This window comes from Actinoplanes sp. NPDC051859, from assembly GCF_044452725.1.
Lineage (GTDB): Bacteria > Actinomycetota > Actinomycetes > Mycobacteriales > Micromonosporaceae > Actinoplanes.
In genome coordinates, this window is record NZ_JBITBX010000002.1 from 452274 (window position 1) to 476589 (window position 24316).

The following is a 24316-nucleotide window of genomic DNA, read 5'->3' on the forward strand; positions in this document are numbered from 1 at the left end:
CCGAGAAGGATCAGCGGTCGAACTTGCCTTCCTTCACTGCGCCGATGAAAGCAGTCCAGCTGGCGGGGAAGAAGGTAAGCGCTGGACCGGCTTGATCCTTCGAGTCCCTGACCCCGACCACGCCCGGCAGGTTGTCGGCCACCTCGACGCACTGGCCCTCCGCGTTGCTGCGGACGCTTTTCCGCCACACGGCGCGCGCTGAGTCGATCATCGAGAATGCTCCTTTGCGAGGGCAGCGATCCACTTCCTGGACCGTTGCTCGTTGAGGGCTGAGGCGATCAGTTGGCCCCAGACCTGATCGTAATCCTCCACCTCGGAGGGCTTGTCCAGGTAGACCGAGCCCGTCAGTCCATCGCTTTGCACGGTGGTGGGTTCAGCTCCTCGGGCGGCTCCGGTGTCGGGAAAGTCCAGGATGACGAAGCCGCCTCCGCTGTTCGCCGCTGGATTGATGCCTGGCTGGAACGGCATGACGCGGACTACAACATTCGGCAGTGTTCCGACCGCGAGGATGTGCCGGAGCTGTTCTACCCATTCGCTGGGCGAATGCAGCGGCCGGCGTAGCGCGGCCTCGTTGAGGACTACTTCCAGCCTGGGCGGGGTCGGCCAGGTGCGGGTGAGGATCTTCTGTCGCTCTTGACGGATGGCGATGCGCCGTCGTATGCCCTCCTCGGAGTGCTTCTGGCGCGTCCGGAAGACTGCTGTCGCGTAGGCCATCGTCTGGAGCATTCCGGGGATCAACTCTGGCTCATACGTGCGCAATTTGCTTGCAGCGCTCTCCAAGCCCATGTACAGCTCGAGATGTCCGGGCACGGCATCGCCGTGAGCGTTCCACCAGCCCTTGGCCTTGGTTTCGTGGGCCAGGGACATCAGGGCTTCGGTGGTGTCGGGGGTGGCGCCGTAGAGGCGGCACATGGCTTCGACGTCCAGGGCGCGCATGGCGCTCATGCCGCCCTCGATGCGCCAGATCTTGGGGCCCGACCATTCCAGCTCCTCGGACGCGCGCTTGACCGTGATGCGCGCGTCTTCGCGGAGTTGGCGCAGGTAGCGGCCGAGTTGGCGGCGCGGGACCGTGGATCCGGGATCACTCTCCACAGTGAAGCTCCTTCACGAGCATTACAAAACGAATGCGGTGCAATGTGCGTCGTGAAATGACTCGGGGCGGTGTAGAGAATCAGGCCGCAGCCGAGCTCGTAGCAATGTTGCACCGTTCGGCTCGGGCGCGCCACCATCAATCTCGCTTCGAAATCCAGAGAGGAGCAATCGATGAGACATCGACCGGTGCGGCTGTGGTGCAAGTCCTGGAAGAAGCGGTGCGCCTGCGGCTGCCGGTGGTATCCGTGTCCCGACTCGATCACCGCCGCCCGGCCCCCGGTGTCCTGGAACGAGCGGACGGTGGCGGTTCCGCAGGTCCGGTTCCGCAACGACCGGCCGCTCATGACCCGGGGCCAGGAGTGGCGGTCGACAGGGCCGGAGCGATGGGTGTAGTTGCCGAGGAAGACGTCATCGCCGCGATCGCCGATCTGTTGGCGGATAACGGTCATCGCTTCATTTCTGACGATCAACTGCCAGCGATGCACCGGGCGCTTCGCCCGTTCCTCGAGGCCGCCGGAAACCGCGGTGCGGGCAGGTCCTGGACTCGCACTGGTGCTAAGCCCGCGATGTCTCCGGAGCCGGGAGGTAGCCGGTAGCCCGCAGGAGCGCCCGGGTGAACGGGTTGAGGTCGAGTTCCGGCAGGTGCACCGGGGCGAACCAGTCCAGCTCGGTGATCTCCTCCTGGTCGGGAACCGGTGTCCCAGCAGAGATGCCGGCTTCGTAGACGGTGGTGACGTAGGCGACCCGGTCGCCGTTGGGGTAGGTCACCTCGTAGTCCGGGCCGCCGAGAGTGTCCCGCAGCCGCAATCGGTTGATCTGGAGGCCGGTTTCCTCGCGGATCTCCCGTACGGCCGCCTGGGCCGGGGATTCGCCAACCTCGACCGCGCCGCCGGGCACCGCCCATCCGTCGCGCTGGCCGGCGTGACGAACGAGCAGGAGCCGTGCTTGCTCGTCGAGCACGAGGACCGACACAGCCGGCAGCAGGATCAATTCGTGGCCGATCATCGACCGTAGCCGGGCCAGGTGCGAGGAGATTGCCATGGGAGCACCGTAGCCGTGGCTCGGCGGAGTGCGAGCCGAGGTAAAAGCGGTCCCCGGAACATGCATTCCAGGCGCTATCGTGTCGCAGCTGATCTTGATTTGAGGATAGGACGACGTTGAGCGAGAACCCGGCCCGCCGGCCTGACGACGAGCAGCCCCACCACAACACCGGGATATCGTCCGGCAACCCTGCCGGCGACGTCGGTCCCGCCGATCAAACAGCGCCGCCTTCAGGGTACGGAACGCCCGGTTGGTCCAATAATCCAGTGGCGCCCGGCCACGGCCCGGCTCCCCAGTCCTTTTACCCGCACAGCGCGCCGACGCCGGGTTACGGACCTCAGCCCGGCTGGTACGCCAGCCCCGATGACCCTTTGGTAAGTCCCACCTTCAGCGGCTGGTGGAACCGGGCGGTCGCCCTCCTCTCGGCCGCTTGGCGTCCGATGGCCGTGGTCCAGTTGCTCTGGGCTCTTCCGCTGGTTCTCCACGGCGTCTTCCTCAACCTCGAGCCCTGGGCGACCGGGGCGAGCACCAGCAGCGAGTTCACCGGCGATGACCTCGTGGCGCTGCTGATTCCTCTCGGTACTGCCGTGATCGCGATGCTGCTGAACTTCGTCACCCAGCTCGCCTCCGTCCAGATCCTGGTGCAGCACGCCACCGCCCAGCCGGTCTCGGTACGCGGGGCGCTCGTGACCGGCCTGCGCCGGCTCCCCGCGATGATCAGTTGGGGCTTCCTGGCGGCCCTGCTCATCATGGTGGGCTTGGCGTTCTGCTTCCTACCCGGCATCTACGTGGCGTTGGTCCTGTCGGTACTCCCGGTGGTGGTTCTGCTGGAACGAGGCAAAGGCATCGGCCGCACCTTCGAGCTGTTCCACGCTGACTTCGGTGCGGCGATCGGGCGGGTGGCTACGGCCGGCGGCATCATGCTGGCATTCACGCTGGCGAATGGCGCTCTGTCCCTCGTCATCCTGGGCGCGGATGACCTCGGCGGCGACGTGACCCCAGGAGCGGCCGTCGCCGCTGCGATCGTCTCGACCGCGTTCTCGATCATCTCGAACGTCGTGGTGTCTCCGCTGCTGCTGACCGCATATGCCGACATGCGTGCCCGGCACGAGCCGTTCTCCACGGCCTACCTGCGTCCCGCCTCCTGAAGGTTGCCGGGTCTCCTTGCGAAGAAGCTTCCGCTCAGCTGCGGGCGCCGGTGCCTCGGATGGGGGCGGTGGCGGGGGCGGTGCGTTGGAGGACGACGAAGCGGCCGGTGGTGAAGACCGTGCGGAAGCCCATGCCGTCGAGTTGCTGCATGACGGCGGGGACGACGGCGTCGGTGATGGGGCAGCCGGGTTTGAGTGTGTCGACGATGGCCCAGTCGCCGCGGTCGACGTTCGAGCCGATCAGGGTCACCTCGTTGGTTGCCAGCAGCGGCGGGGCCAGGTTGTTGGTGGCGCGGACGGTGACGCCTTCCGGGACGCGGTCGAGCGCCTGGTGGGCTTCGGCGACGCTGGCTGAGGTGTTGAAGCCGCCGCTGCCGAGGTGCCAGCGGACGACCTGACCGTCCTGGAAGTCCAAAAGCGCGAACGCGGCGAACACGACCGCTGCCACCGCGGCCAGAACTGTCGACGTCCGCCGTTTGCGCGGCACGCCAGGCTTCGCGCCGTTGTCCGCCGGGCTGCCGCCCTCCGCCATCGCCTCAGTCGGGCTGGAACCGGGGGATGCGACTGCCGGGTCGGAACCGGGGGATGCGACTGTCGGGTCGGCTGTGGACGACGGAAGAGCGGCATTGGCTGGCTGGGGGTGACGGGCCGGGTCGGGCACCGGGGGCAGGCCACGGAAGCGGTCGACGACGTTGCCGATGCGGCGGATGCCGTCCGCAGCGGCGGCGAAGAGGATCGGCATCAGGGGCATGTCGTAGTAGAACGCGGACGACCACTGCGTCTCCCGGGACGACAGCATGCGGGCCAGCATCATCGGTACGGCGAGCAGCACGATCGGCGAGGCGAGGGCGACGAAGCCGAGCGGCAGCAGCAGTCGGACCCAGGTGGTCACCTTCTCCGGGTCGTCGACCATCAGCGCCAGGATCTCCAGCGGGTGGGAGAGCATGTACGGGATACCCGCGAAGATGCCGTCGGCGTGCAGGCTCTGCTGATAGTCCACGACGTAGGTGAAGCCGCCCGGGTTGAGGGCCGGAATGATCACTTTGAGGGTGAGGACGAACCAGAGGCCGCCCCAGAGGATGAGGAAGGTGCCGTGCCGCCAGCGGCGGTTGACCAGGGCGTAGAGGCCGAGGAGTGCGCACAGGAGGCCGCCGTCTTCCTTGACCGTGACGAGGAGGGCGAACAGCACGGTGGCCTGCGTCCACTTGCCGGTGAGCATGCGTTCGAGGCCCCAGGCCAGCAGGACGGCGCCGAACATCACTTCGTGGACCGGGAAGGCGATGGTGCGGAGGACGGCGTGGCTGCACAGGTACGCGATGAGGATGCCGCTGGCTACCCAGAGGCCGTGGCGGCGGCGGAAGAGGTGGTAGATCGGGACGCCGGAGAGGCAGAGCAGGAGGATCTGCGCGTACACCAGCATCAGGGGTGAGTCGTTGATCCAGAGCAGCGGGGCGAGCAGCGCGAATGCTGGCGAGAAGTGGTCGCCGAGCTGCGGGAAGCCTTTGATGGCGACGTACGGCCAGCCGTTCGTCGACCAGCCCTGCACGGCTTGGTAGAAGATGCCGAGGTCGCAGGCGCCGACCGGTCCGGCCATGTTCACGTATTGGGCGTGGGCCCAGCTGGCGAACAGGTAGATCGCGACGGCCACGATCCAGGTGCAGGGGGACCGAAGGGTCTGGACTGCATACTTCCGCACTGCTGGCACGATCGGGCAGCCTAGTTGATCGACGCTCGACTAACCGTCAGTGCGCGCGCCGCGCACCCGTTGAGGTGCGCGGCGCGAAGCGGCTACACAGTCCAGTGCAGCGTCAGCTCGTGGCACCTGTTGCCGCCGTCCGTGGGCGGCGCCCAGGCCCCGATGGTGTAGGTGGGGACGTCGCCGGCCCCCTCGACGTAGCAGATCAGGTTCAGCGGCCACTGGGTCTGCTGAATCATGTACGCGTCCATCGCCGTCGGGTGCTGGCTGATCTGCATGCCGCGCTCGTGGTCCGGGCCGATCCGGTGCCAGTCCGGGTGCAGGTGAATCGAGCCGAGCACCTCGAGCCCATCGGCCTCCGCCTCGCGGTGCACCTTGAGCTGGTCCACCGCGTGGCACCAGAAGCCGCGGTTCGCGTTGTCATATGCCGCCCCGAAACACGGCACAATGGTCGCCTCGTACTCGCCGGCGGCGGCCTGGTCGGTGCCGCGGACGTTGCGGGCGAGGACCGCGCGTTCCACCACCATGCGGTCCGCGTCCATCCGGCCGACCAGCAGGGCGAAGCAGCCCGGCGGCTCTTCGGGCGTGCAGGTCCGGTAGGCCTCCAGCGCCGCGTCGAGGAACGGGCGCAGCACCGCAGGGTTGACCACGACCTGCTGCGGTCCGGCGGCGGTGGGCAGCGAGGCGCGCTCGTGTGCCGCCTGCCCGGTGAGCTGACGGGCGAGGGCATCCTCGACGGCGGCAATCCGCTCGTCGCTCCACTCGTAGAAGCCGGCGCCGCTTTTCACGCCCAGCCGGCCCTGCTGCAGCCGCTCCTCGATGGGCGCCGGCACCGGCCGGCCGAGGTTGCGCAGCGTCGCGGCGACGGTGTCCAGCCCGGCGAAGTCGAGCCGGTCGAAGACGCCGGTGACGCCGAACCGGCGGCCGACACCCTGGGTGAGGATCCGGTCGAGGGTCTCCGGGTCGACGAGGCCTTCGTCGACGATGCGCAGGCCCTCGTTGATCAGCGCGGTCTGCAGCCGGGGACCGGTGGCGCCCGCCGCGTGCCGATCGAAGGTCACCGTACGCTTGCCCGCGCCGCCGAGCAGCCGGACGGCGATGTCCACGGCACCGTCCACGGTCTGCGTGCCGCGCACCACGTCGACCAGTGGGACGAGCGGTGCCGGCAGGTAGAACCGGGTGCCGATGACCCGCTCGGCGTGCTTGCAGTCCTGGGCGATGACGTCGACCGGGATGGCGGTCGACGCGCTCGCCACCACCACGTCCGGCGCGGCGATCTCGTCGATGGCGGCGTGCACCTGCTGCTTGACGGCGGCATCCTCGGCGACGGCCTCAACCACGTAGTCGGCGACGGCGAGCTGCGACAGGTCCGTGGTCGTGGTGATCCGGCGGCGCACTGTCGACATCCGACCGGCGTCCGGCGAGCCGGCCCGGACCAGCTGGCGGGTGAGTCCGTCCAGCCGGTCCTCGGTGGCGGTGCAGCTTTCGGCGCTTCGTTGCACCACGACGACGTCGTGTCCGGCGAGGGCGTAGGTCAGGGCGATGCCGCTGCCCATCACCCCGCCGCCGACCACTCCGACGGTCCGTACCGGATAGCGGTACGTGTGCGGCATGGTGTTCCCTTCGGTTCCGTGGTCCCGCGCTGCCCGGCGGCGCGCTCGTGACGCTGCCGCCGGTCGGCGCGAGGATGCCTGATCAACATCGCCACCACCGTAGGAAACCCATGCATTTCGACCGATGCCACATCAGGCCGTTCCGCCAGCCGTCGATCTCGCCGGCGCCGGTGCGGAAGGTGTCGACGCCCACGGCCGTACCTTGAAAAAAAGGGTGCCCGGACCGCGAAGGCCCGGGGCACCGCAGAGGAAGAACGAGGTCAGATCTGGGCGAGCGAACCTGCGTACATCTTGTCGATCTGCTCGGCGAAGTTGGCCTCGACGCTGCGCCGCTTGATCTTCATCGACGGGGTGATCTCGCCCTCCTCGATGGAGAGGTCGCGGGGGAGGATGGCGAACTTCTTCACCGTTTCCCAGCGGTTGAGCTTGCCGTTCAGCTCGTCGATGAAGCCGGCGATCAGCTTCTCGGTCTCCGGCGCCGCGACGATCTCGGAGTAGGACTTGCCGGCGAGGGGGCCGCCGGACGCCCAGGCCGCGATGGCGTCCTCGTCCAGGCTGATCAGCATGGTGACGAAGTTGCGGGCCTGGCCGACCACGACCGCCTGCGAGGTGTACGGGCACACGGCCTTGAACGTGCCCTCGATCGCCGACGGGGCGATGTACTTGCCGCCGGACGTCTTGACCAGGTCCTTTTTGCGGTCGGTGATCCGCAGGAAGCCGTCGGCGTCGAGCTCGCCGATGTCGCCGGTGCGGAAGAAGCCATCCTCGGTGAACGACTCGGCGGTCTCCTTGGGCAGGTTGTGGTAGCCGCGCATGACCGGCTTGCCGCGGAGCAAGATCTCGCCGTCGGTGTCGATTCGGACCTCGAGGTCGCCGAGCGGGCGGCCGACCGAGCCGATGCGCAGCTCGTCGCGGCGGTTGACGAAGTTGGCGGCGCTGCTCTCGGTGAGGCCGTAGCCCTCCGAGATGGGCAGGTTGGCGGCGGCGAAGAACTCGGCGATGTCGCGGCTCAGCGGGGCCGAGCCGGAGACGAGCACGCGCAGCCGGCCGCCGAGCTTCTCCTGCAGCTTGCTGAAGACCAGCTTCTCGGCGACGGCGAACTGCAGCTTGAGGCCCAGCGGCAGCGGCTTGCCGGCCAGGTCGAGGGCGACCTTGCGCTTGCCGGTGGCGACCGCCCACGTGAAGATCTTGGCCTTGGCGCCGCCCGCGCTCATCGCCGTCGTGACGGTCTTGTTGTAGACCTTCTCGAAGATGCGCGGCGCCGCGCACATCAGCGTCGGCTTGACCACGGCGAGCATCTCGACCAGCTTCTCGACCCGGCCGTCGATGTAGGTCGGCACGCCCACGTGCAGGATGCCGCACAGCAGCGTCTTGCCGAACGAGTGCGACAGCGGCAGCCACAGGTATTGCAGGTCGGTCGACTCGAACAGGCCGAGGCCCGCCTGCGCGACGCCCTCCCAGGTCCAGCCGCCGTGCAGCAGCTGCACGCCCTTGGGGCGGCCGGTGGTGCCCGAGGTGTAGATCAGGGTGGCGAGATTGTCCGGCCCGACCGACTCGGCGCGCTGGTCGACCAGGTCGGGGGTCTCGGCGAGGGCCGCGCGCCCGCGCTCCTCCAGCTCGGCGAGGGTGAGCTGGGGCGGCTGGGCGTTGGCGTCGGCGAGGCCGTCGATGAGGACCACGTGGGTGACGGCGGTGCCGGCACCGTTGATCTTCATGGCCTGCTGCGGGTTCTCGGCGACGAGCACCTTCGAACCGGAGTCCGCGATGATGTAGGAGGCGTCCTCGGGCTCGGTCGTCGGGTAGACCGTGGTGGTCGCGCCGCCCGAGCAGTTGATGCCGAGGTCGACCAGCGCCCACTCCAGGCGGGTGTTCGACAGGATCGCGACGCGGTCCTCGAGCCCGATCCCCAGGCCGATCAGGCCGGCGGCGATGGCCTTGGCCCGCTCGCCCACCTGCGACCAGGTCAGCCACACCATCCCGGTGTCGTCGGCGTTGGGGGCGGCGAACGCCTTCCCGTTCGGGGTCGCTCGCACACGCTGCAAAAACATGTCCGGGATCGAGCGGTAGGGAACCTCGAGAACCATAAGGCGCCGCCTCTTTGCGTCTAAGGGGGTTACAGCCGTGTTACCGGAGAGTATTGCCTCACACTTGTGAGCACCAGAGTGCCCCAGGCCCCGGGGCCAATCCTATCCGCCGGTCAGTACGCATCCGGACGCCGAAACGGCTCAACAAATCGGATGCAACCCCATCGATTTTCGTACGGCGCCAGGCGCGCCGCCTTCCGCGCCGGGGCGGGCGGCGTCAGTCGTCGTCCCGGCTGGTGAGAGCGGGACGCCCGGACGTGCAGCCCACGATGAACCGGACCCGGTCATGATTGTCGGAAATAGCGCGGAATTCCCCTTCGGCGCCCGCCCGTTCATGCAGCGCATATCCCTGCGCCGGCGACATGGCGACAATCTCCGCAGCACCCGCAACGCAGCGCGCGACCACTGTGCCGCCGGTGGTCTTCAGCGTGCGGCTGACGGGGGAGTTTCGCGCAGATGAAGATGGTTGCGCGGAAGGCGCCGCAGCACTCGCGGACGACGGCCCGGCCTGAACGGACATTTCGGGCGCAGCGGCCAGCTCGCGGGCCACCTGGGCCTCACTGCGTGGGCTGGTCCCGGCCGAGGTCAGGCCCGAACCCAGAATGCTGATCCCGGCGAGGCCGGCCAGCACCGCTAGGGCGGCCGCCCCCACCCAGCCTGCGACAACGAGCAACGTGCGACGGTTCACCAGGTCGACTATGCCCGGCCGGACGCTAAGCAGAGCCTGTGCGAGGGATAAAGGACGGTAAAGGTCCCCGCCCGGTGGTGCGTCGGGGGTTAGGTTCGCCAGCGTGGCCCACCTGCTGCTGATCGAGGACGACCCGGCGATCCGGACCAGCCTCCTGCGTGCCCTGCGGGAGCGCGGCCACGCCGTCGCCGCCTCGCACACCGCGATGGACGGGCTGCGCACCGCTCTGGAGGAACGACCCGACCTGGTGGTGCTCGACCTCGGCCTCCCCGACCTCGACGGACGGGAACTGCTGCGGATGCTGCGCGCGGTCAGCGCCGTGCCGGTGATCGTGGCGACCGCCCGCGACGACGACACCGAGATCGTCCAGGTGCTCGACGCCGGTGCCGACGACTACCTGGTCAAACCGTTCACGGCCGCGCAACTCGACGCTCGCGTACGGGCCGTGTTGCGCCGCGGCCCCGGAACCGGCGCTCCGGCCACGGCGGTCGTCGTCGGCGGGCTGCGGATCGACGCGGGTGCGCGTACCGCCACGCTGGACGGGGTGAGCCTCGACCTCACCCCCTGCGAGTTCGACCTGCTGCACCATCTCGCCACGAAAGCCGGGCAGGTGGTCACCAAGCGGGAACTGCTCAGCGAGGTGTGGCAGGTCCCGTACGGCGGCGCGGACAAGACCGTCGACGTGCACCTGTCCTGGCTGCGCCGCAAGCTCGGCGAGACCGCGCAGGAGCCGCGCTACCTGCACACCGTGCGCGGCGTGGGCGTACGGCTGAGCGAGCCGGCATGAGACGGCGGCTGACATTGCTCGTCGCCGCCACCACCTGCCTGGTGCTGATGGCCTTCCTCGTGCCGCTCGCGCTGCTGGTCCGCCAGGTGGCCGAGGACCGGGCGATCGGCCGCGCCCAGGGTGTCCTGCAGACCATCGTGCCGCTGATCGGCACCGACGAGCTCGCCCTGGCCGTCGACGGGCAGACGCTGCCGGTCAGCGTGTTCGCCCCAGCCGGCGAGGTGATCGGCCAGGAAGCCCCCCGGACCCCGGCCGTCGAGCTGGCCGCCCTGCGCCGCGAAGCGTTCACCGTCACCACCGCGGCGGGCCGCGAACTGGTCGTTCCGGTCGTCAGCGGCACCGGCACGTACGTGATCCGCACCGTAGTGCCGCACGCCGAACTGACCCGCGGGGTCACCCAGTCCTGGCTGGCACTGGCCGGGTTGGGTGCGGCGCTGGTCCTGCTCGGGCTGGTCGTCGCGGACCGGTTGGCTCGTACGCTCGTCGCCCCCATCGCCGACCTGTCCGCCGTCTCCCACCGGCTGGCCCGGGCCGAACTGACCGCCCGGGCCGAACCCGCGGGACCACCCGAGGTCCGCGAGGTGGCGCTGGCGCTGAACCACCTGGCCGGCCGCATCCAGGACCTGCTGAGGGAGGAACGCGAACACGTGGCGGACCTGTCCCACCGGCTACGGACTCCGCTGACCGCCCTGCGGCTGGAGGCAGAGTCGCTGCGGGACCCGGCGGAATCGGCTCGGCTGGCGGCGGCCGCAGACGACGTGGCCCGGGCAGTCACCACCGTCATCCAGCAGGCCCGCCGCCGCGGCAGCGAGCAGCGGACCTGCGACGCGACCGCCGTCGTCGCCGACCGGGTGGCGTTCTGGTCGGTGCTCGCCGAGGACACGAGCCGGCCGCTGCGCAGCGACCTGCCACCCGGCCCGCTGCCGGCGGCGATTCCGGCCGACGAACTGGCGGCGGCGTTGGACGCTCTGCTCGCCAACGTGTTCGCGCACACGCCCGACGGCACGGCGTTCGAGGTGACTCTCCAGCCGCGACCAGACGGCGGAGCGGTGCTCACCGTGGCCGACGAGGGACCGGGCTTCCCCGCGGACGCGTTGCGCCGGGGTGCGTCGGGCAGCGGATCGACCGGGCTGGGGCTGGACATTGCCCGGCGGGCGGCCGAGGCGAGCGGTGGCGCGCTGCGGGCCGGGTCAGCGCCGGGCGGCGGGGCGCGGGTCGTCCTCGATTTAACCCGGCCTTAGCGATCACACAGCGCCGCCATAGCCCGCAACGAGAGATCTTGTCGAGGTCAGATCAGCACCGACCTCGGGAGTACCCATGATCAAGCTTCGCTCCGCATCCGCCCTGGCCGTTGGCGCAGTCGCCGCGCTCACCATCGGCGGGGTGGCGTTCGCCTCGGACGGCGCCGACGACGGTGCCGTGCGGATGCTGCCGAACGGTGACGTCGTCACCCCGTCGCCGACCGCCACCTCGGCCTCGCCGACCGCGACCCCCACCGCCTCGCCGTCGGCCTCCGCGATCCCCGGCTCCGGCAGCGCGGTCAGCGTCGACTCGGCCAAGGCCATCGCGGTGCGCGCGGCCGGCGGCGGCCGGGTCACCAAGATCGAGCGGGAGACCGAGCACGGCGTCGCCGTCTGGAACGTCGAGGTCGTCACCGGCGGCGTGGAGCACGACATCCACGTGAACCGGGCGACGGGCGCGGTCACCCGCCACCGCACCGACGGCACCGACGACCGGGGCCGCGGTCGCGGCAGCGACGACAGCACCGCCACCCGCACCAGCGACGACAAGGGCGGCGAGCGCGGCCGTGGCCGCGGTAGCGATGACACTCAGGCTGACGACCGGGGTCGCGGCCGCGGTAGCGATGACACTCAGGCTGACGATCGGGGCCGTGGCCGGAGCAGCGATGACAAGGGCGGCGACGACCGGGGTCGGGGCAGTGACGACAAGGGCGGGGACGACCGGGGTCGGGGCCGCGGCTCGGACGACTGAGTGCGGCAGCCGAGAATGAGGCGGTGGACCTGATCATCAGCCTCGACGGCACCGGCGGGACGACGGTCCGGGTCTATTCCGCGATCCGGCAGGCGATCGCGGACGGCCGGCTTCCCGCCGGGCACCGGTTGCCCGCGAGCCGGGTGCTCGCCGCCGATCTGGGCGTGGCACGCAACAGCGTGGCGACGGCGTACGAACGACTGGCTGCCGAGGGATATCTGGTGGCACGGACCGGTTCAGGCACGTATGTGGCTCCCACCCGTGCCGCCGCTGTCTCCCGGCGCGCCCCCGCGGACCCGTTGCGGGCGCGTTCCGGCTGGACGTACGCCCCGCTGCCCACCAGCGGCGGCGCTCCGGCTCCCCGGTACGACTTCCGGTCCGGGATCCCCGACGCGAAGCTCTTCCCGTTCGAGTCGTGGCGGCGGCTGGTGGCTGCCGAGCTCCGGCTGCGGGCCCACGATCCGGGCGGGTACGCCGACCCGTACGGGCAGCCGGCGCTGCGGGCGGCGATCGCCCGCTATCTGGGCTACGCGCGGTCGTTGCGAGCCGAGGCGGACGATGTGCTCGTCACCAACGGCACCCAGCATGCGCTGGACCTGATCGGCCGGGTGTTGCTGCGCCCCGGCGACGTAGTGGCGGTGGAGGACCCCGGCTACCCACCGGCGCGGCGGCTGTTCGAGTCGCTCGGCGCGGCCGTGGTGGGCGTACCCGTGGATGCCGACGGCCTGGTGGTGGACGCGCTGCCCGACGCCGCGCGGGTGGTCTACACGACCCCGTCGCACCAGTTTCCGCTGGGTCGGACCCTGAGCGTGGCGAGGCGACACGCACTGCTGGAGTGGGCGGCCCGGCGGCAGGTCGCGGTGATCGAGGACGACTACGACACCGAGTTTCGGTTCTCGGCCCGCCCGCTGGAACCGCTGTACGGCCTGGACGACATCGGGCGGGTCCTCTACGTCGGCACGTTCTCCAAGACCATGCTGCCGAGCGTACGGACGGGGTTCGTGCTCGCCCCGGCCGCCCTGAGGTCGGCGCTGGCGGCCGCCCGGCAGCTCGGGGATGGTCATGGGCAGATCGCCGTGCAGGCTGCTCTGGCCCGTTTCATCGAGGAGGGGCAGCTTGCCCGGCATGTCCGGCGCGCCGGGCGAGCCTACGCCGACCGTCGCGCCCGGATCGTCGCAGCGCTCGGCACGCTGACCGGCTTGGACGTCATCCCGTCAGCGGCCGGCTTGCACGTCACGGCACTGACGGGGAGTCCCGCGAGCGGTGCGGCCGCGGACCCGGCGGGCCGTTCGGCGGCTCACCCGGCCGAGAGCGAGGCAGTCAGCCCGGCCCGGGTGGTGGCCGCGGCCGCCGCGCGCGGGGTAGCCGTCGAGGACCTTGGCCTTTACGGCAGTGACTCGACCGGCTTCGTGTTCGGGTTCGGCGCCGTCGATCCGGCGCTGCTGGACGAGGGGATGGCCGTGTTCAGCGAGGTGCTGGCCGGGCGCCGCGACACGTAGAGCACGGCTCCCGCCGCGACGATGAGGCTGAGGAGAGCGGGCGGCCCGGTCAGGACCAGCAGGCCGAGGGTCGCTACGAAGGACAGAGCTGCCCCGCGTCGGGCCCAGCCGCGGGGCAGTAGCCGGAGGGCGGCCGCGGTGCCGAGCACATACACGAGGGTGAAGCAGCCGGTGACCAGCAGCATCGCGGTGTGCAGTCCGATCGGCAGTGCTACCGCGACAAGGCTGCCGGCGGTCACCACCGCCAGCGACCGGCGTGGCGTCGCCACCGGTTTCGCGGGCAGCGCACCGTCGCGAGCCAGGGCGACGCCCAGCCGTGACGCCCCCGCCAGGTACGCGTTCATCGCCCCCAGCGTCAGCAGGACGGCGACCACTGCGGTGATCGCGCGTACCGGTCCGCCCAGCCCCACGGCCAGCAGGTCTGCCAGCGGCGCTGGGCTGTCTCCGACCGCCGGGCCGAGGACGAGCACGCTGGCGGCGGCCACCGCGAGGTAGAGCACGCCCACGATGATCACGGCCGCCCCGGTCGCCCGGGGCACGTCGCGGCGCGGATCGCGGTACTCGCCGGACAATGACGACACTGCTTCCCAGCCGGCAAATCCCCACACCAGGATTGCCGCGGCTGCCCCTACGCCGCCCCAGCCGTGCGGGGCGAAGGGCGTGAGGTGGGCCAGCCGGGCGTGCGGCAGTGCGGCCACGACGGCGACGACCAGCAGCGTGGCGAGGGCGGCGGTGAGGTAGAGCTGCACCCGGCCGGAGATCTGCAGCCCGAACCAGTTCATCGTGGCGACGACGGCCAGCAGCCCCAGGAATGTCAGCACTACCGTGGTGCGCCCGCCACCGACAACGTCCGCGACGTACCCGCCGGCGAAGGCGGCGGCCGCCGGGGCGCCCAGCGGCACGGCGAAGTAGAAACACCAGCCCACCGCTGCGGCGGCGCGCGGGCCGAAGGCCAGCCGGACGTACGTGGACACCCCGCCGCCGTCCGGGTGCCGTGCCCCCAGCGCGGCAAACGTCCCGGCGAGCGGCGCCGACAGCAGGATCAGCGCCAGCCAGGCGATGAGGGAGGCGGGGCCGGCCACCTCGGCGGCCAGCGCGGGCATGGAGATGACGCCGGTGCCGAGGACGGCTCCCACGCACAGGGCGGTGCCCTGGGCCCGGGACAGGGTTCCGGTGGAGATCATGCGGCCACGTTAGGCGGGAATCGGCCCGTCAGGAGGACCAATTCCGGGGACTTTGCACGGGCCAATTCACATGCTCAGTGTGGCTGTCCGGATGCTCTCGTCGCCGGTGACGTCGACCCGGGCGACCTGCTGGCGGCCGGACAGGAACAGGGCCAGCTCGCCGGGGTCGCCGGTCAGGACGGCGGCCGGCTCGCCGTTGGCGACCTGGAACTCTCCGTAGCCGGGCGCGCGTACCCGGACGGGCTTGCCGAAACCGCGCAGGGTGAGCCGCCCGGTGAGCTTGGCCGCTTTCCAGATCGCGGCCTGGTGGCCGGGGACGAGCTCCCGGGGCGCCCAGTCCGGCTGGGCGCGGCGGACGTCCTCGTGGTGGATGAAGAATTCGACCGTGTTTGCCAGCTCGTCGGTCAACGGGTTGCTGAGCGGGCTCCACCAGGGCGGGTTGCGCACGTCGTGCAGGACGTCGGCGTACTGCCGGGCTGCGGCGCTCTGCCGGACGTGCTCGGTGTGGCCGGCCAGCGGGGGGACCAGGGCACCGACCATCGCGTCCGGGCGGCGTTCGCGGACGACGAGGTGGGCCGCGAGGTCCCGGGTGGTCCAGCCTTCGCACATCGTCGGCGCGTCCGGCCCCAGCTGAAGGAGCAGATCGGCGAGCTGTGCCCGTTCCGTACGCGCGTAGTCACTCATGCCGCGATCGTAGGCAGGATCGGGTGGGTTCGCTCGGTAGCGACGACCGGGGCTGCGCTCGGGTGTAAGCGCAGACACAATGGAAATGGTGTGGCAACGGGCGTGCGGTTCGGCAGGATGGACCGGTAAGGCCGATCAGGCCAGCAGGTACTTACCAGGGGACGGGATCTTTGACCACCAGGGCCAGCCGCGACGTGCTCGGCCGCGGCCTCCGCGTCCTCGGCCGCGCCATCCGCACCGAACCCCGGCTCTTCACCATCGGCACCATCGGCAGCAGCCTGTTCGGCCTGCTCGTCATCGCCAACGCCTACGTGGTCGGCGCGGTCATCGGTGAAGTCGTCGTGCCCGCCTTCACCGAGCGGCGGGTCGGCGCGGCCGGGTTGTGGCTGATCGCCGCGGTGTTCCTGGGCATTTCCGTGCTCCGGGTGGCCGCCATCTTCGGCCGCAGGCTCGGCGCCGGCTTCATGCAGTTCCGCCTGCAAGCGCGGTACCGGCGCGCAGTCACCCGGCGTTATCTCTCGCTGCCGCCGGCCTGGCATCAGCGGCACGCCACCGGGACGCTGCTATCCAACGCGAATTCCGACGTCGAGGCCGCGTTCGTACCCATCGCGCCCCTGCCGTTCGCGGTCGGCACGATCGTCATGATCGGTGCTGCGATGGTCTCCCTGTTTCTCACCGACTGGGTCCTCGCCCTCATCGGCGTCGCGCTGTTCCCCAGCCTGTTCCTGCTCAATCTGGTCTACTCCCGTCGGATGTCACCTCGGCAGATCCGCGCCCAGCAGCTGCGCGCCAAGGTCAGCGCGGTCGCCCACGAGAGTTTCGACGGCGCGCTGGTCGTCAAGACCATGGGTCGCGAAGCCGCCGAGTCCGATCGGTTCCGGGCGCACGTCACCGAGCTGCGCGACGCGCTCGTCTCGGTCGGCAGACTGCGCGGCCTGTTCGACCCGCTGATGGACAGCCTGCCCAGCGTCGGCACCCTGGCCGTGCTGCTGCTCGGCGCCTGGCGGTTGCAGACTGGCGCGCTCGGCGTCACCGAGCTGGTCAGCGTCGCCTTCCTGTTCACCGTGCTGGCCTTCCCGGTGCGCGCGATCGGCTGGGTGGTCGCTGAGCTGCCGCGCAGCGTCGCCGGCTGGGAGCGGGTCCAGGCCGTCCTCGCGGCGGACGGCGATCTCGCCTACGGCCCGGTCGTGCCCGCCGGTTCGCATCCGGCGGCGCTCAGCTTCGAGCAGGTCCATTTTTCGTACGGCGAAGGCGAAGTCCTGCACGACGTCTCCTTCACCGTCCCCGCCGGCCGGACCGTGGCCCTGGTCGGCGCGACCGGCTCCGGCAAGTCCACGATCGCGTCCCTGGCCGTCCGTCTGGTCGACCCGGACAGCGGCACGGTTCGGCTGGACGGCACACCACTGCCCGAGCTCAGCGAGTCCGGCCTGGCCGGCGCGACCGCCCTCGTGCCGCAGATCCCGTTCATCTTCGACGACAGCGTGCGCGGCAACGTGACCCTGGACCGGGCGGGAGTCGACGACGACGCGGCCTGGTCGGCGCTGCGGCTCGCCGAGGCTGACGGCTTCGTCGCCAACCTGCCGGAGGGGCTGGACACCGCGGTCGGCGAGCGCGGCACCTCACTCTCCGGCGGCCAGCGGCAGCGCCTCACCCTCGCCCGCGCCCTGGCTGGCCGGCCTCGCCTGCTCGTGCTGGACGATGCCACCAGCGCCGTCGACCCGCGCGTCGAGGCGGCGATCCTGGCGTCCCTGCGCGGCGCGGACGCGGGCGCCTCGATCCTGGTCGTCGCCTACCGGCGGGCCACCATCGCCCTCGCCGACGAGGTGGTCTTTCTGGAGGACGGCAAGGTGGTCGCCACCGGCACCCACGCAGCCCTGATGGCGGCCGAACCGGGCTACCGGGCGCTAGTCACCGCCTACGAGAAGACCCATCCCACGGAAGCGGTGCAGCCATGACCGCGGCGATCGCCGAGGAACGTACGTTCGCGACGCTGCGGCGGGGCATCGCCCTCTCGCCGGAGCTGCGGCCGGGGCTCGCCGGCACGCTGGGCCTGGCGCTGGTGTCGATGGCCGGCCGGGTCGCGGTGCCGATCGCCGTCCAACAGGGCATCGACCGCGGCATCCGCGCCCCGGGCGGTCCCGACCTCGGTGTCGTCGGCCTGATCGTCCTGCTCACCCTGGGCGCCCTCGCGGTCTCGACCGCCAGCGGGTACGCCATGACCCGCCGATTGTTCACGGTGAGCGAGACCGCGCTGGCCGGGCTGCGCACCCGAACGTTCCGCCACATCCATGACCTGTCGATGCTGCACCAGCAGTCCGAGCGGCGTGGCTCGCTGGTCTCCCGGGTGACCGGCGACGTCGACCAGATCACCCAGTTCTTGCAGTCCGGCGGCGTGATGCTGCTGCTCGCCAGCGGCCAGGTCGTGGTCACCACGATCGTCATGTTCTGCTACTCGTGGCAGCTCACCCTGGTCGTGTTCGCCGCGTTCGTGCCCGCCGTGGTGGTGATCCGGCTGTTCCAACAGCGGCTCGCCAACGCCTACCGGTTGGTTCGCGAGCGGGCCGGGGTCATGCTCGGCGTGGTTGCCGAGAGCGTCGTCGGGGCCACGGTGATCCGGGCGTACGGGATCTCCGGGCGTACCGGCAAGCGGCTCGACACGGCCGTCGAAGACCTGCGTGTCGTGCAGCAGCGCGCTTTGCGGACCAGCGTGATCAGCTTTTCCACCGGAGAGATCGCCGCCGGTGCCGCGCTGGCCGCCACGGTCGTGGTCGGCGTGCTGCTCGGGGTGGACGGCGGGCTCAGCGTCGGCAAGCTCACCGCGTTCCTGTTCCTGGTCACGCTGTTCATCCAGCCGGTGCAGATCGCCACCGAGGTGCTCAACGAGGCGCAGAACGCGGTGGCCGGCTGGCGGCGGGTGCTGGACGTGCTCGACGTCGACCCGGACGTGGCCGACCCCGGTGCCGCCGGAGTCGCACTGCCCTCGGGCCCGCTGTCGGTGCGCTTCGCGGACGTTTCGTACCGCTATCCGGGCGGCCCGGTCGTGCTCTCCGGAGTGAATCTGGAGATCCCGGCGCGGACGAAGGTGGCGGTGGTCGGCGAGACCGGCAGCGGCAAAACGACCTTTGCGAAGCTGCTGACCCGGCTGATGGACCCGGCGGGCGGTGAGGTGCTGCTCGGCGGGACGGCGCTGACCACCGTACGGTTCGATTCGTTGCGCTCCCGGGTGGTCATGGTGCCGCAGGACGGGTTCCTGTTCGACGCGACGGTGGCGGAGAACATCCGGTTTGCCCGGCCCGCGCTCACCGACGCCGAGTTGGTCGGCGCGTTCACGGAGCTGGGACTCGCGGACTGGCTGGGCGGGCTGTCGCGCGGGCTCGACACGCCGGTGGGTGAGCGGGGTGAAGCATTGAGCGTGGGGGAGCGGCAGCTCGTGGCACTGGTTCGGGCGTACGTTGCCGACCCCGACCTGCTGGTGCTCGACGAGGCCACCAGCGCGGTCGACCCGGCCACCGAGGTGCGGTTGCAGCACGCGCTGGACGCGGTGACCCGGGGCCGGACGACGGTGGCGATCGCGCACCGGCTCTCCACCGCGGAGTCCGCCGATGAGGTGATCGTGGTGGACGCGGGTCGGGTGGTGCAGCGCGGCCCGCACGCTGAGCTGCTGCGCGACCCGGAGTCGATCTACGCCAAGCTCTACGCGAGCTGGCTGGAGCAGACACGCTGAAGCCCCGGCACCGTGACAGGCGCCGGGGCTTTCGGGCTTGGTCAGCCGACCGGGTGAATCAGCGCGCGTAGAACTCGACGACGAGCTGCTCGTCGCAGACGACCGGCACCTCGGAGCGCTCCGGCTTGCGGATCACCGTGGTGCGCAGCTCCTCGATCACCGTCGACAGGTACGGCGCGGTCGGGCCGTCCAGGTGCGCACCGGCGGCCGCGACCTGGAACGGCGGCTTCTGCCGGCTGCTCTCGCGGACCTCGACAACCTGGCCGGGCTTGAGCCGGTACGACGGGCGGTCGACCTTCTTGCCGTCCACCAGGAAGTGGCCGTGCGCGACGAGCTGGCGGGCCTGGTAGATCGTGCGGGCCAGGCCGGCGCGCTGCACGGTGGCGTCGAGGCGGCTCTCCAGCAGGGCGACCATGTTCTCGCCGGTCTTGCCCTCCTTGCGGTGCGCGTCGTCGTACGCCCGGCGCATCTGCGCCTCGCTGATGTTGTATTGGTGCCGCAGCCGCTGCTTCTCCAGGAGTCGCACCTGGTAGTCGGACGCCTTGCGCCGGCCCCGGCCGTGCACGCCGGGCGGGAACGGGCGCCGCTCGAAGTACTTCACGCACTTACGAGTGAGCGGGATGCCGAGGGCCCGCGACAGCCGGGCCTTGGGTCGGGAGTTGTTCACGGGCGATCTTTTCCTTCTCCGACGGGGTGCTACGGTTAGCCTCGCCTTACTAAGGACAGCCTAACCGAGGCCCGGAGGATCACGAAATGCAGCCCACCCATGCCGAGGTCGCGCGGACGCTCGCGGCCGGCCACCTCCCCGCCACCGCGCACATCGCCTGCCGACCCGGGCCGCTTCCGGTGCGCCACGTGACCGACGCACACGGCCGGGTCCTGCTGCTTTCGCCCGCCGACGGCGCGGTCGCCGCCGCCCTCGCCCCGGCCCCCGGCACCGACGACACCGCCATGGTCCTGGACATCGCCGACGTCCCGCCGATGGCCGGCGCGCCATCCCTGGGCCGGGTGTGGGTCTCCGGCTGGGCCGTCCAGCTCACCGGTGAGGAAGCCCGCCAGGCCGCCCTCGACTACGCCGAGATCGACTCGGCCTCCGACCTGCTCGACGTCGGCACCACCCAGGTCATCCACCGGATGGACGTCGCCGAGGTGCGCTTCGAGCGCAACTCCAAGCTGGTCGAGCTCGACCCCGACGAGTTCGCCGAGGCTGGCCCGGACCCGCTGCGCGCCATCGAGTTCGACCTGATCGCCGACCTCGCCGACCACCACGTCGAGGAAATGGCCGGCTACGTCCGCCGCCAGCTCGGCAAGGCCGCCCGCCCCGGTGATGAGCCCCGCGTCGTCCGCCTCGACCGCTACGGCTTCGTGGTCCGCCTGGGCGCCCGCCTGGCCCGGCTGTCCTTCCCCCGCCCGGTGGCCGACCGCCACGAACTCGCCCACCTGCTGCACCCGGTCCTGTGCGGCCGCTGCACCCACCACGACGAAGCCGCCGCCTAGCGCCTGTCCGGCCTTAAAGCAGGCCGGGCAGGTCGTCGGTGAGGTAGCGCTGCACGGTCGGGCCGATCGCGGCGACCAGTGCCTCGGTGTCGGCTGAGGCGACCGGCTCGACCTTGAGCACGTAGCGGACCACGGCGAGCCCGGAGATCTGCGTTGCCACCAGGGCGGCCCGGGTCGGTGCCTCCGCCGGGTCGATGCCGAGCTCGGCCACCGCCCGGCGCAGCACCTGGGTCACCACGAACTCCCGCATCAGGCGCGCGGTCCACTCGTTGCTCATCGCCGAGCGCATCAGGGCCACCGCCGCCGCGCCCGCGGGGGAGTCCCACACGGTCAGCAGCATGCGGACCAGCCGGACGCCGGCCTCCTCGCGTGGCCCGGCCAAGGCTTTGGGCAGCAGCTCAGCCGGATCGACCGGCGAGTTCATGCTGGCCAGGAACAGCTTCTCCTTGGTGCCGAAATAGTGGTGCACCAGCGCCGGATCGACCCCGGCTTCGCCGGCGATGGCCCGGATCGAGGCTTTGTCGAAGCCCCGCTCGGCGAAGATTGATCGGGCGGCCTCCAGGATGGACTGTCGGGTGTCCTGGTTGCCGGGACGCCGCCCGGTGCGCCGTACCAAGAATGCTCTCCCGTCTCAGCCGGTGCGCCGCCGCAGGGTCGCGGCGGCGAGCACCAGGGCCACGATCGTCGCTGCCGCCACGATCGCCAGGTCCCGCCACATGGTGGTGGTGGGGTCGGCATACCTGCCGACCTGGGCCAGCGCGTCCACCGCGTAGGACAGCGGGAACATGTCACTGGCCGCCTGGAGCCAGCCCGCCATCTGCCCGCGCGGCACGAACAGCCCGCACAGCAGCAGCTGCGGCACGACCACCACCGGTAGGAACTGTACGGCCTGGAATTCCGTCCGCGCGAAGGCGCTGCAGAACAACCCCAACGCCACCCCGAGCACCGCGTTGAGCACGGCGATCAGCACCACCAGGCCGGGGCTGCCCAGCGTGTCGAGGCCCAGCAGCCAGTACGCCGCGCCGACCGCGACCGCCGCCTGCACCGCTGCCGCCAGCCCGAACGCCAGGCCGTAGCCGAACAGCAGGTCGAGCTTGCCCAGCGGCGTGGTCAGCAGCCGTTCGAGCGTGCCGGTCGTGCGCTCGCGGAGCATCGCGATGCTGGTCACCAGGAACATGATCACGAACGGGAAGATGCCCAGCATGACCAGGGCGATCCGGTCGAATGCGGGCCCGGAGTCGTACATGTAGAAGAGCAAGGTCAGCAGCGCCGCCGGCACGACGATCAGCAGGGCGACGGTCCGCCGGTCGTGGCGCAGCTGGCGCAGGATCCGGGCCGTGGTGGCCAGGGTGATCCGCGGGTTCATCGGGTTCGTCCTTTCCTGGGCAGGCCGTGCCGGCGTCCACCGGCACGGTCCGGATCCACCGCCGGGCTGGTCATGCCGTCGCCTCCTCGCGGTCGCGGATCAGGCGGAGGAACGCCTCTTCCAGGTCCTCGGTGCCGGCGCTCGCGCGGATGGCCGCGGGCGAGTCGTCGCCGATCAGCCGGCCCTCGCGGATCAGCAGCAGGCGATCGCAGCGCCCGGCCTCGTCCATGACGTGGCTCGACACCAGAAGCGTGGTGCCCGCAGCGGCGAGCGCGTGGAACTTCGCCCACAAGTCGGCGCGCAGCACCGGGTCCTGTCCGACGGTCGGCTCGTCCAGCACCAGCAGGCGCGGCTTGCCGATCAGGGCACAGGCGAGCGAGGCACGGCTGCGCTGCCCGCCGGAAAGATTCCCGACGAGTTGCCCGTCCGCGTCGCTGAGGCCGACGTCCGCGACGGCTTGCGCCGCGTCGGCCGCCGACAGCCCGTGCAGGGCGGCGAAATACCGGGCATTTTCCCGTACGGAGAGGTCGGCGTAGACGCTTGGCGCCTGCGTGACGTACCCGACGGTGTGCCGCAGCGGTGCCGCTCCGGCCGGATGGCCGAGCACGGTGACGGTGCCCGAGCGGACCACCTGCACGCCGACGACCGCCCGGATGAGCGTCGTTTTTCCGCTGCCGCTGGGCCCCAGCAGTCCGGTGACGCTCCCGGCCGGCACGGTGCAGGAGATCCCGTGCAGGACTCGCCGTTTGCCGCGCTCGACCACGAGGTCCTGGACCTCGATGGCGCTGGTCATGGTTGCCTCCGAAGAACTCATCAAGTGTTGATTTCAACGGTAGGTGAATTACCTGCGGCGGGCAATGAGCCGGCCGGAAAGTGGCACACGGGCATGACAAAGGCCGCGATCCCAGCGGGATCGCGGCCTTGGGTCAGTGCGCTGCTTAGAGCGCCAGAATGCGGTCCAGGAACTCCCGGTAGCCGCGCATCGCCATCCGCATGCTCTCCGTGTCCGGCGTGGCCGTGCCGCGCAGCGGGTCCAGCTGGTCCCGGGCGGTCAGCATCGACTCGGACAGCTGCTGCACCGCGTCGCTCAGCAGGTCGTGCGCCCGGGTCAGCGCGGCCGCCGGGTCGTCGACGAACTGCGCTTTCACCTCGTGCCACTCGGTCCGGAACTGCTCGCTGGCCGCATCGTCCCAGAAGGTGATCGGGCTGTGGTCAAGATCACCTGGGCGCAGCGCCTGGTCCTCGGTGGCCCGGCCTTCACCCGGAACGGCCCGGCGTCCGGCTTCCTCATCCGCGGCCGCTCGGCGTGCGGTACGGGTCGCTTCCATCGCCATCTCCATCTGATCGTTCCGTGCCTCCCGGGCCGTCACCCGAGCCTCGGCCGTGCTGCGCGGGTCAGGGTCGGTGCGGAAAGGCGCCCACCTGCCGGAGGTCGCCTCCGGCAGCACCCACGGATCCGGCTGGTCCGCTACCGGCGCGGTGGCCGGGGCCGGGGCCGGGACGTCCTTGGGTCGCTGCGGCGCAAAGGCGCCCGGGAACGACCCCAACGGCCCCGGGATCCCGTCCGCAATCCTCGGCCCGGAAGCGGCCGTTCCCGCGGGGGTCCCCCAGCCGCTGTCCGGCTCGCTCATGACCTGCGCGGAACCGGAGACAGTCGGGGGCCCACTCACCGGACGCTGGGCGCCGAGGTCGCCGCCGTCGCTCGCCTCCCGACCAGCGAAGTCGTCGGCATCGCCCGGCCGCAGGGCCGCGAAGTCGTCGTCCTGGTGCTGGCTGGGGAAGTCGTCCTGGTGCTGGACGGGGAAGTCCTCTTGGCCGTCGCCGGCTGGCGTCGAGGCCGCAAGATCCGCCACGCCATAGGAATCCGCCGGCGAGTCGGGGAGCAGCGGGTTGCCCGCTGCCGCGAAGGGCGACGGGGCGTACAGCGGCGGGGTCTCGGGCGGGGGCGCGAACGGCGAGCGCGACATCGGCAGGGTGCCGTTGATCACCGGCGACTGGCCGTTGGCCGGCGGTTTGCCGTTGACCGGAGGCTGGCCGCCGTGGCGGGGCCCGGTCTGTCCGTTGCGGTGCCCGTTCGTCTCCACGAGGGGAAAGCCTCCCTGATCGTTCCAGCGGGGTCCGTTGCTGATGCCGCTCGGCAGTGGCCGGACCCGCCTGGGTTGTGGCCTGCCGTCTTCGGGGGTGGCCGTCGGCTCCATCTTCGAGACTCCCGTCGCGGTGG

General features: G+C 70.9%; 23 protein-coding genes. 9 read left to right on the forward strand and 14 right to left on the reverse strand.

Annotated elements, in window-relative coordinates; genetic code table 11:
* Positions 1 to 10 precede the first annotated feature (10 nt).
* Positions 11 to 211: a DUF397 domain-containing protein gene (locus ACIA1L_RS06075; RefSeq protein WP_396071401.1), complete on the reverse strand. Its 201-nt coding sequence runs from the start codon at positions 209 to 211 to the stop codon at positions 11 to 13.
* Positions 208 to 1092 carry a helix-turn-helix domain-containing protein gene (locus tag ACIA1L_RS06080; RefSeq protein ID WP_396071402.1) on the reverse strand — a complete coding sequence of 295 codons (885 nt, stop codon included), beginning with the start codon at positions 1090 to 1092 and terminating at the stop codon, positions 208 to 210. Before ACIA1L_RS06080 ends, ACIA1L_RS06075 begins: the two co-directional genes overlap by 4 nt.
* A gap of 171 nt (positions 1093 to 1263) precedes the next feature.
* Here ACIA1L_RS06080 and ACIA1L_RS06085 point away from each other — a divergent pair, with 171 nt between their 5' ends.
* Positions 1264 to 1485 (forward strand): hypothetical protein, encoded by a 222-nt coding sequence (locus ACIA1L_RS06085; protein WP_396071403.1) that lies wholly within the window; start codon positions 1264 to 1266, stop codon positions 1483 to 1485.
* 162 nt (positions 1486 to 1647) lie between these two features.
* Here the strand turns inward: ACIA1L_RS06085 and ACIA1L_RS06090 are convergent, their stop codons facing one another.
* Entirely contained in the window at positions 1648 to 2133 is a 486-nt protein-coding gene (locus ACIA1L_RS06090) for an NUDIX domain-containing protein (RefSeq protein WP_396071404.1), read from the reverse strand.
* A 371-nt stretch (positions 2134 to 2504) separates the two neighbouring features.
* Between ACIA1L_RS06090 and ACIA1L_RS06095 the strand changes: the two genes are divergently transcribed.
* Positions 2505 to 3281, forward strand: a complete 777-nt coding sequence (locus ACIA1L_RS06095) for a hypothetical protein (protein ID WP_396071405.1) — start codon at positions 2505 to 2507, stop codon at positions 3279 to 3281.
* A 34-nt stretch (positions 3282 to 3315) separates the two neighbouring features.
* On the opposite strand, the gene ACIA1L_RS06100 is transcribed toward ACIA1L_RS06095, so the two are convergent.
* The 4 genes from ACIA1L_RS06100 to ACIA1L_RS06115 form a co-directional block, all read right to left on the reverse strand.
* Positions 3316 to 4977 carry a DUF2079 domain-containing protein gene (locus ACIA1L_RS06100; RefSeq protein WP_396071406.1) on the reverse strand — a complete coding sequence of 554 codons (1662 nt, stop codon included), beginning with the start codon at positions 4975 to 4977 and terminating at the stop codon, positions 3316 to 3318.
* Between the two features lie 92 nt (positions 4978 to 5069).
* A complete protein-coding gene (locus ACIA1L_RS06105; protein ID WP_396071407.1) occupies positions 5070 to 6590 on the reverse strand; it encodes a 3-hydroxyacyl-CoA dehydrogenase NAD-binding domain-containing protein in 1521 nt (506 codons plus the stop codon).
* A gap of 260 nt (positions 6591 to 6850) precedes the next feature.
* The gene (locus tag ACIA1L_RS06110) at positions 6851 to 8674 is read right to left on the reverse strand and encodes an AMP-dependent synthetase/ligase (protein ID WP_396071408.1); all 1824 of its coding nucleotides are present in this window, start codon (positions 8672 to 8674) and stop codon (positions 6851 to 6853) included.
* Positions 8675 to 8891: 217 nt separating this feature from the next.
* A complete protein-coding gene (locus ACIA1L_RS06115) occupies positions 8892 to 9362 on the reverse strand; it encodes a hypothetical protein (RefSeq protein ID WP_396071409.1) in 471 nt (156 codons plus the stop codon).
* Positions 9363 to 9465: 103 nt separating this feature from the next.
* Between ACIA1L_RS06115 and ACIA1L_RS06120 the strand changes: the two genes are divergently transcribed.
* From ACIA1L_RS06120 to ACIA1L_RS06135, 4 genes are all read left to right on the forward strand, one after another.
* On the forward strand, positions 9466 to 10149 hold the full coding sequence (locus ACIA1L_RS06120; RefSeq protein ID WP_396071410.1) for a response regulator transcription factor: 684 nt from the start codon (positions 9466 to 9468) through the stop codon (positions 10147 to 10149).
* A complete protein-coding gene (locus ACIA1L_RS06125; protein WP_396071411.1) occupies positions 10146 to 11390 on the forward strand; it encodes a sensor histidine kinase in 1245 nt (414 codons plus the stop codon). The genes ACIA1L_RS06120 and ACIA1L_RS06125 overlap by 4 nt, the downstream gene beginning before the upstream one ends.
* A gap of 76 nt (positions 11391 to 11466) precedes the next feature.
* Positions 11467 to 12141: a PepSY domain-containing protein gene (locus tag ACIA1L_RS06130; RefSeq protein ID WP_396071412.1), complete on the forward strand. Its 675-nt coding sequence runs from the start codon at positions 11467 to 11469 to the stop codon at positions 12139 to 12141.
* 23 nt (positions 12142 to 12164) lie between these two features.
* Complete coding sequence (locus tag ACIA1L_RS06135) at positions 12165 to 13640, forward strand: PLP-dependent aminotransferase family protein (RefSeq protein WP_396071413.1); 1476 nt, start codon at positions 12165 to 12167, stop codon at positions 13638 to 13640.
* On the opposite strand, the gene ACIA1L_RS06140 is transcribed toward ACIA1L_RS06135, so the two are convergent.
* The gene (locus tag ACIA1L_RS06140; RefSeq protein ID WP_396071414.1) at positions 13526 to 14824 is read right to left on the reverse strand and encodes an APC family permease; all 1299 of its coding nucleotides are present in this window, start codon (positions 14822 to 14824) and stop codon (positions 13526 to 13528) included. The genes ACIA1L_RS06135 and ACIA1L_RS06140 overlap by 115 nt on opposite strands.
* A 66-nt stretch (positions 14825 to 14890) precedes the next feature.
* A complete protein-coding gene (locus tag ACIA1L_RS06145; RefSeq protein ID WP_396071415.1) occupies positions 14891 to 15508 on the reverse strand; it encodes a TIGR03085 family metal-binding protein in 618 nt (205 codons plus the stop codon).
* A 170-nt stretch (positions 15509 to 15678) separates the two neighbouring features.
* Between ACIA1L_RS06145 and ACIA1L_RS06150 the strand changes: the two genes are divergently transcribed.
* Both ACIA1L_RS06150 and ACIA1L_RS06155 read left to right on the forward strand, forming a co-directional pair.
* Positions 15679 to 17463 (forward strand): ABC transporter ATP-binding protein, encoded by a 1785-nt coding sequence (locus tag ACIA1L_RS06150; RefSeq protein WP_396071416.1) that lies wholly within the window; start codon positions 15679 to 15681, stop codon positions 17461 to 17463.
* Entirely contained in the window at positions 17460 to 19232 is a 1773-nt protein-coding gene (locus ACIA1L_RS06155) for an ABC transporter ATP-binding protein (protein ID WP_396071417.1), read from the forward strand. Before ACIA1L_RS06150 ends, ACIA1L_RS06155 begins: the two co-directional genes overlap by 4 nt.
* A gap of 58 nt (positions 19233 to 19290) precedes the next feature.
* Here the strand turns inward: ACIA1L_RS06155 and rpsD are convergent, their stop codons facing one another.
* Positions 19291 to 19899, reverse strand: coding sequence for a 30S ribosomal protein S4 (rpsD, locus tag ACIA1L_RS06160; protein ID WP_396071418.1), 609 nt, complete (start codon positions 19897 to 19899; stop codon positions 19291 to 19293).
* 86 nt (positions 19900 to 19985) lie between these two features.
* Between rpsD and ACIA1L_RS06165 the strand changes: the two genes are divergently transcribed.
* Positions 19986 to 20729 (forward strand): DUF2470 domain-containing protein, encoded by a 744-nt coding sequence (locus ACIA1L_RS06165; RefSeq protein WP_396071419.1) that lies wholly within the window; start codon positions 19986 to 19988, stop codon positions 20727 to 20729.
* A 13-nt stretch (positions 20730 to 20742) separates the two neighbouring features.
* Here the strand turns inward: ACIA1L_RS06165 and ACIA1L_RS06170 are convergent, their stop codons facing one another.
* The 4 genes from ACIA1L_RS06170 to ACIA1L_RS06185 all read right to left on the reverse strand — a co-directional run bounded on the left by ACIA1L_RS06170 (position 20743) and on the right by ACIA1L_RS06185 (position 24179).
* Positions 20743 to 21345: a TetR family transcriptional regulator gene (locus ACIA1L_RS06170; protein WP_396071420.1), complete on the reverse strand. Its 603-nt coding sequence runs from the start codon at positions 21343 to 21345 to the stop codon at positions 20743 to 20745.
* Between the two features lie 15 nt (positions 21346 to 21360).
* On the reverse strand, positions 21361 to 22095 hold the full coding sequence (locus tag ACIA1L_RS06175; RefSeq protein WP_396071421.1) for an ABC transporter permease: 735 nt from the start codon (positions 22093 to 22095) through the stop codon (positions 21361 to 21363).
* A 70-nt stretch (positions 22096 to 22165) separates the two neighbouring features.
* Positions 22166 to 22888 (reverse strand): ABC transporter ATP-binding protein, encoded by a 723-nt coding sequence (locus ACIA1L_RS06180; protein WP_396071422.1) that lies wholly within the window; start codon positions 22886 to 22888, stop codon positions 22166 to 22168.
* Between the two features lie 145 nt (positions 22889 to 23033).
* The gene (locus tag ACIA1L_RS06185) at positions 23034 to 24179 is read right to left on the reverse strand and encodes a hypothetical protein (protein ID WP_396071423.1); all 1146 of its coding nucleotides are present in this window, start codon (positions 24177 to 24179) and stop codon (positions 23034 to 23036) included.
* Positions 24180 to 24316 lie beyond the last annotated feature (137 nt).

Bases quoted from the DNA above. Each gene is read 5' to 3' on its own strand.
- ACIA1L_RS06075 (WP_396071401.1), bottom strand. From the start codon at position 211: ATGATCGACTCAGCGCGCGCCGTGTGGCGGAAAAGCGTCCGCAGCAAC.
- ACIA1L_RS06085 (WP_396071403.1), top strand. From the start codon at position 1,264: ATGAGACATCGACCGGTGCGGCTGTGGTGCAAGTCCTGGAAGAAGCGG.
- ACIA1L_RS06090 (WP_396071404.1), bottom strand. From the start codon at position 2,133: ATGGCAATCTCCTCGCACCTGGCCCGGCTACGGTCGATGATCGGCCAC.
- ACIA1L_RS06105 (WP_396071407.1), bottom strand. From the start codon at position 6,590: ATGCCGCACACGTACCGCTATCCGGTACGGACCGTCGGAGTGGTCGGC.
- ACIA1L_RS06110 (WP_396071408.1), bottom strand. From the start codon at position 8,674: ATGGTTCTCGAGGTTCCCTACCGCTCGATCCCGGACATGTTTTTGCAG.
- ACIA1L_RS06125 (WP_396071411.1), top strand. From the start codon at position 10,146: ATGAGACGGCGGCTGACATTGCTCGTCGCCGCCACCACCTGCCTGGTG.
- ACIA1L_RS06130 (WP_396071412.1), top strand. From the start codon at position 11,467: ATGATCAAGCTTCGCTCCGCATCCGCCCTGGCCGTTGGCGCAGTCGCC.
- ACIA1L_RS06140 (WP_396071414.1), bottom strand. From the start codon at position 14,824: ATGATCTCCACCGGAACCCTGTCCCGGGCCCAGGGCACCGCCCTGTGC.
- ACIA1L_RS06145 (WP_396071415.1), bottom strand. From the start codon at position 15,508: ATGAGTGACTACGCGCGTACGGAACGGGCACAGCTCGCCGATCTGCTC.
- ACIA1L_RS06155 (WP_396071417.1), top strand. From the start codon at position 17,460: ATGACCGCGGCGATCGCCGAGGAACGTACGTTCGCGACGCTGCGGCGG.
- ACIA1L_RS06165 (WP_396071419.1), top strand. From the start codon at position 19,986: ATGCAGCCCACCCATGCCGAGGTCGCGCGGACGCTCGCGGCCGGCCAC.
- ACIA1L_RS06175 (WP_396071421.1), bottom strand. From the start codon at position 22,095: ATGAACCCGCGGATCACCCTGGCCACCACGGCCCGGATCCTGCGCCAG.
- ACIA1L_RS06180 (WP_396071422.1), bottom strand. From the start codon at position 22,888: ATGACCAGCGCCATCGAGGTCCAGGACCTCGTGGTCGAGCGCGGCAAA.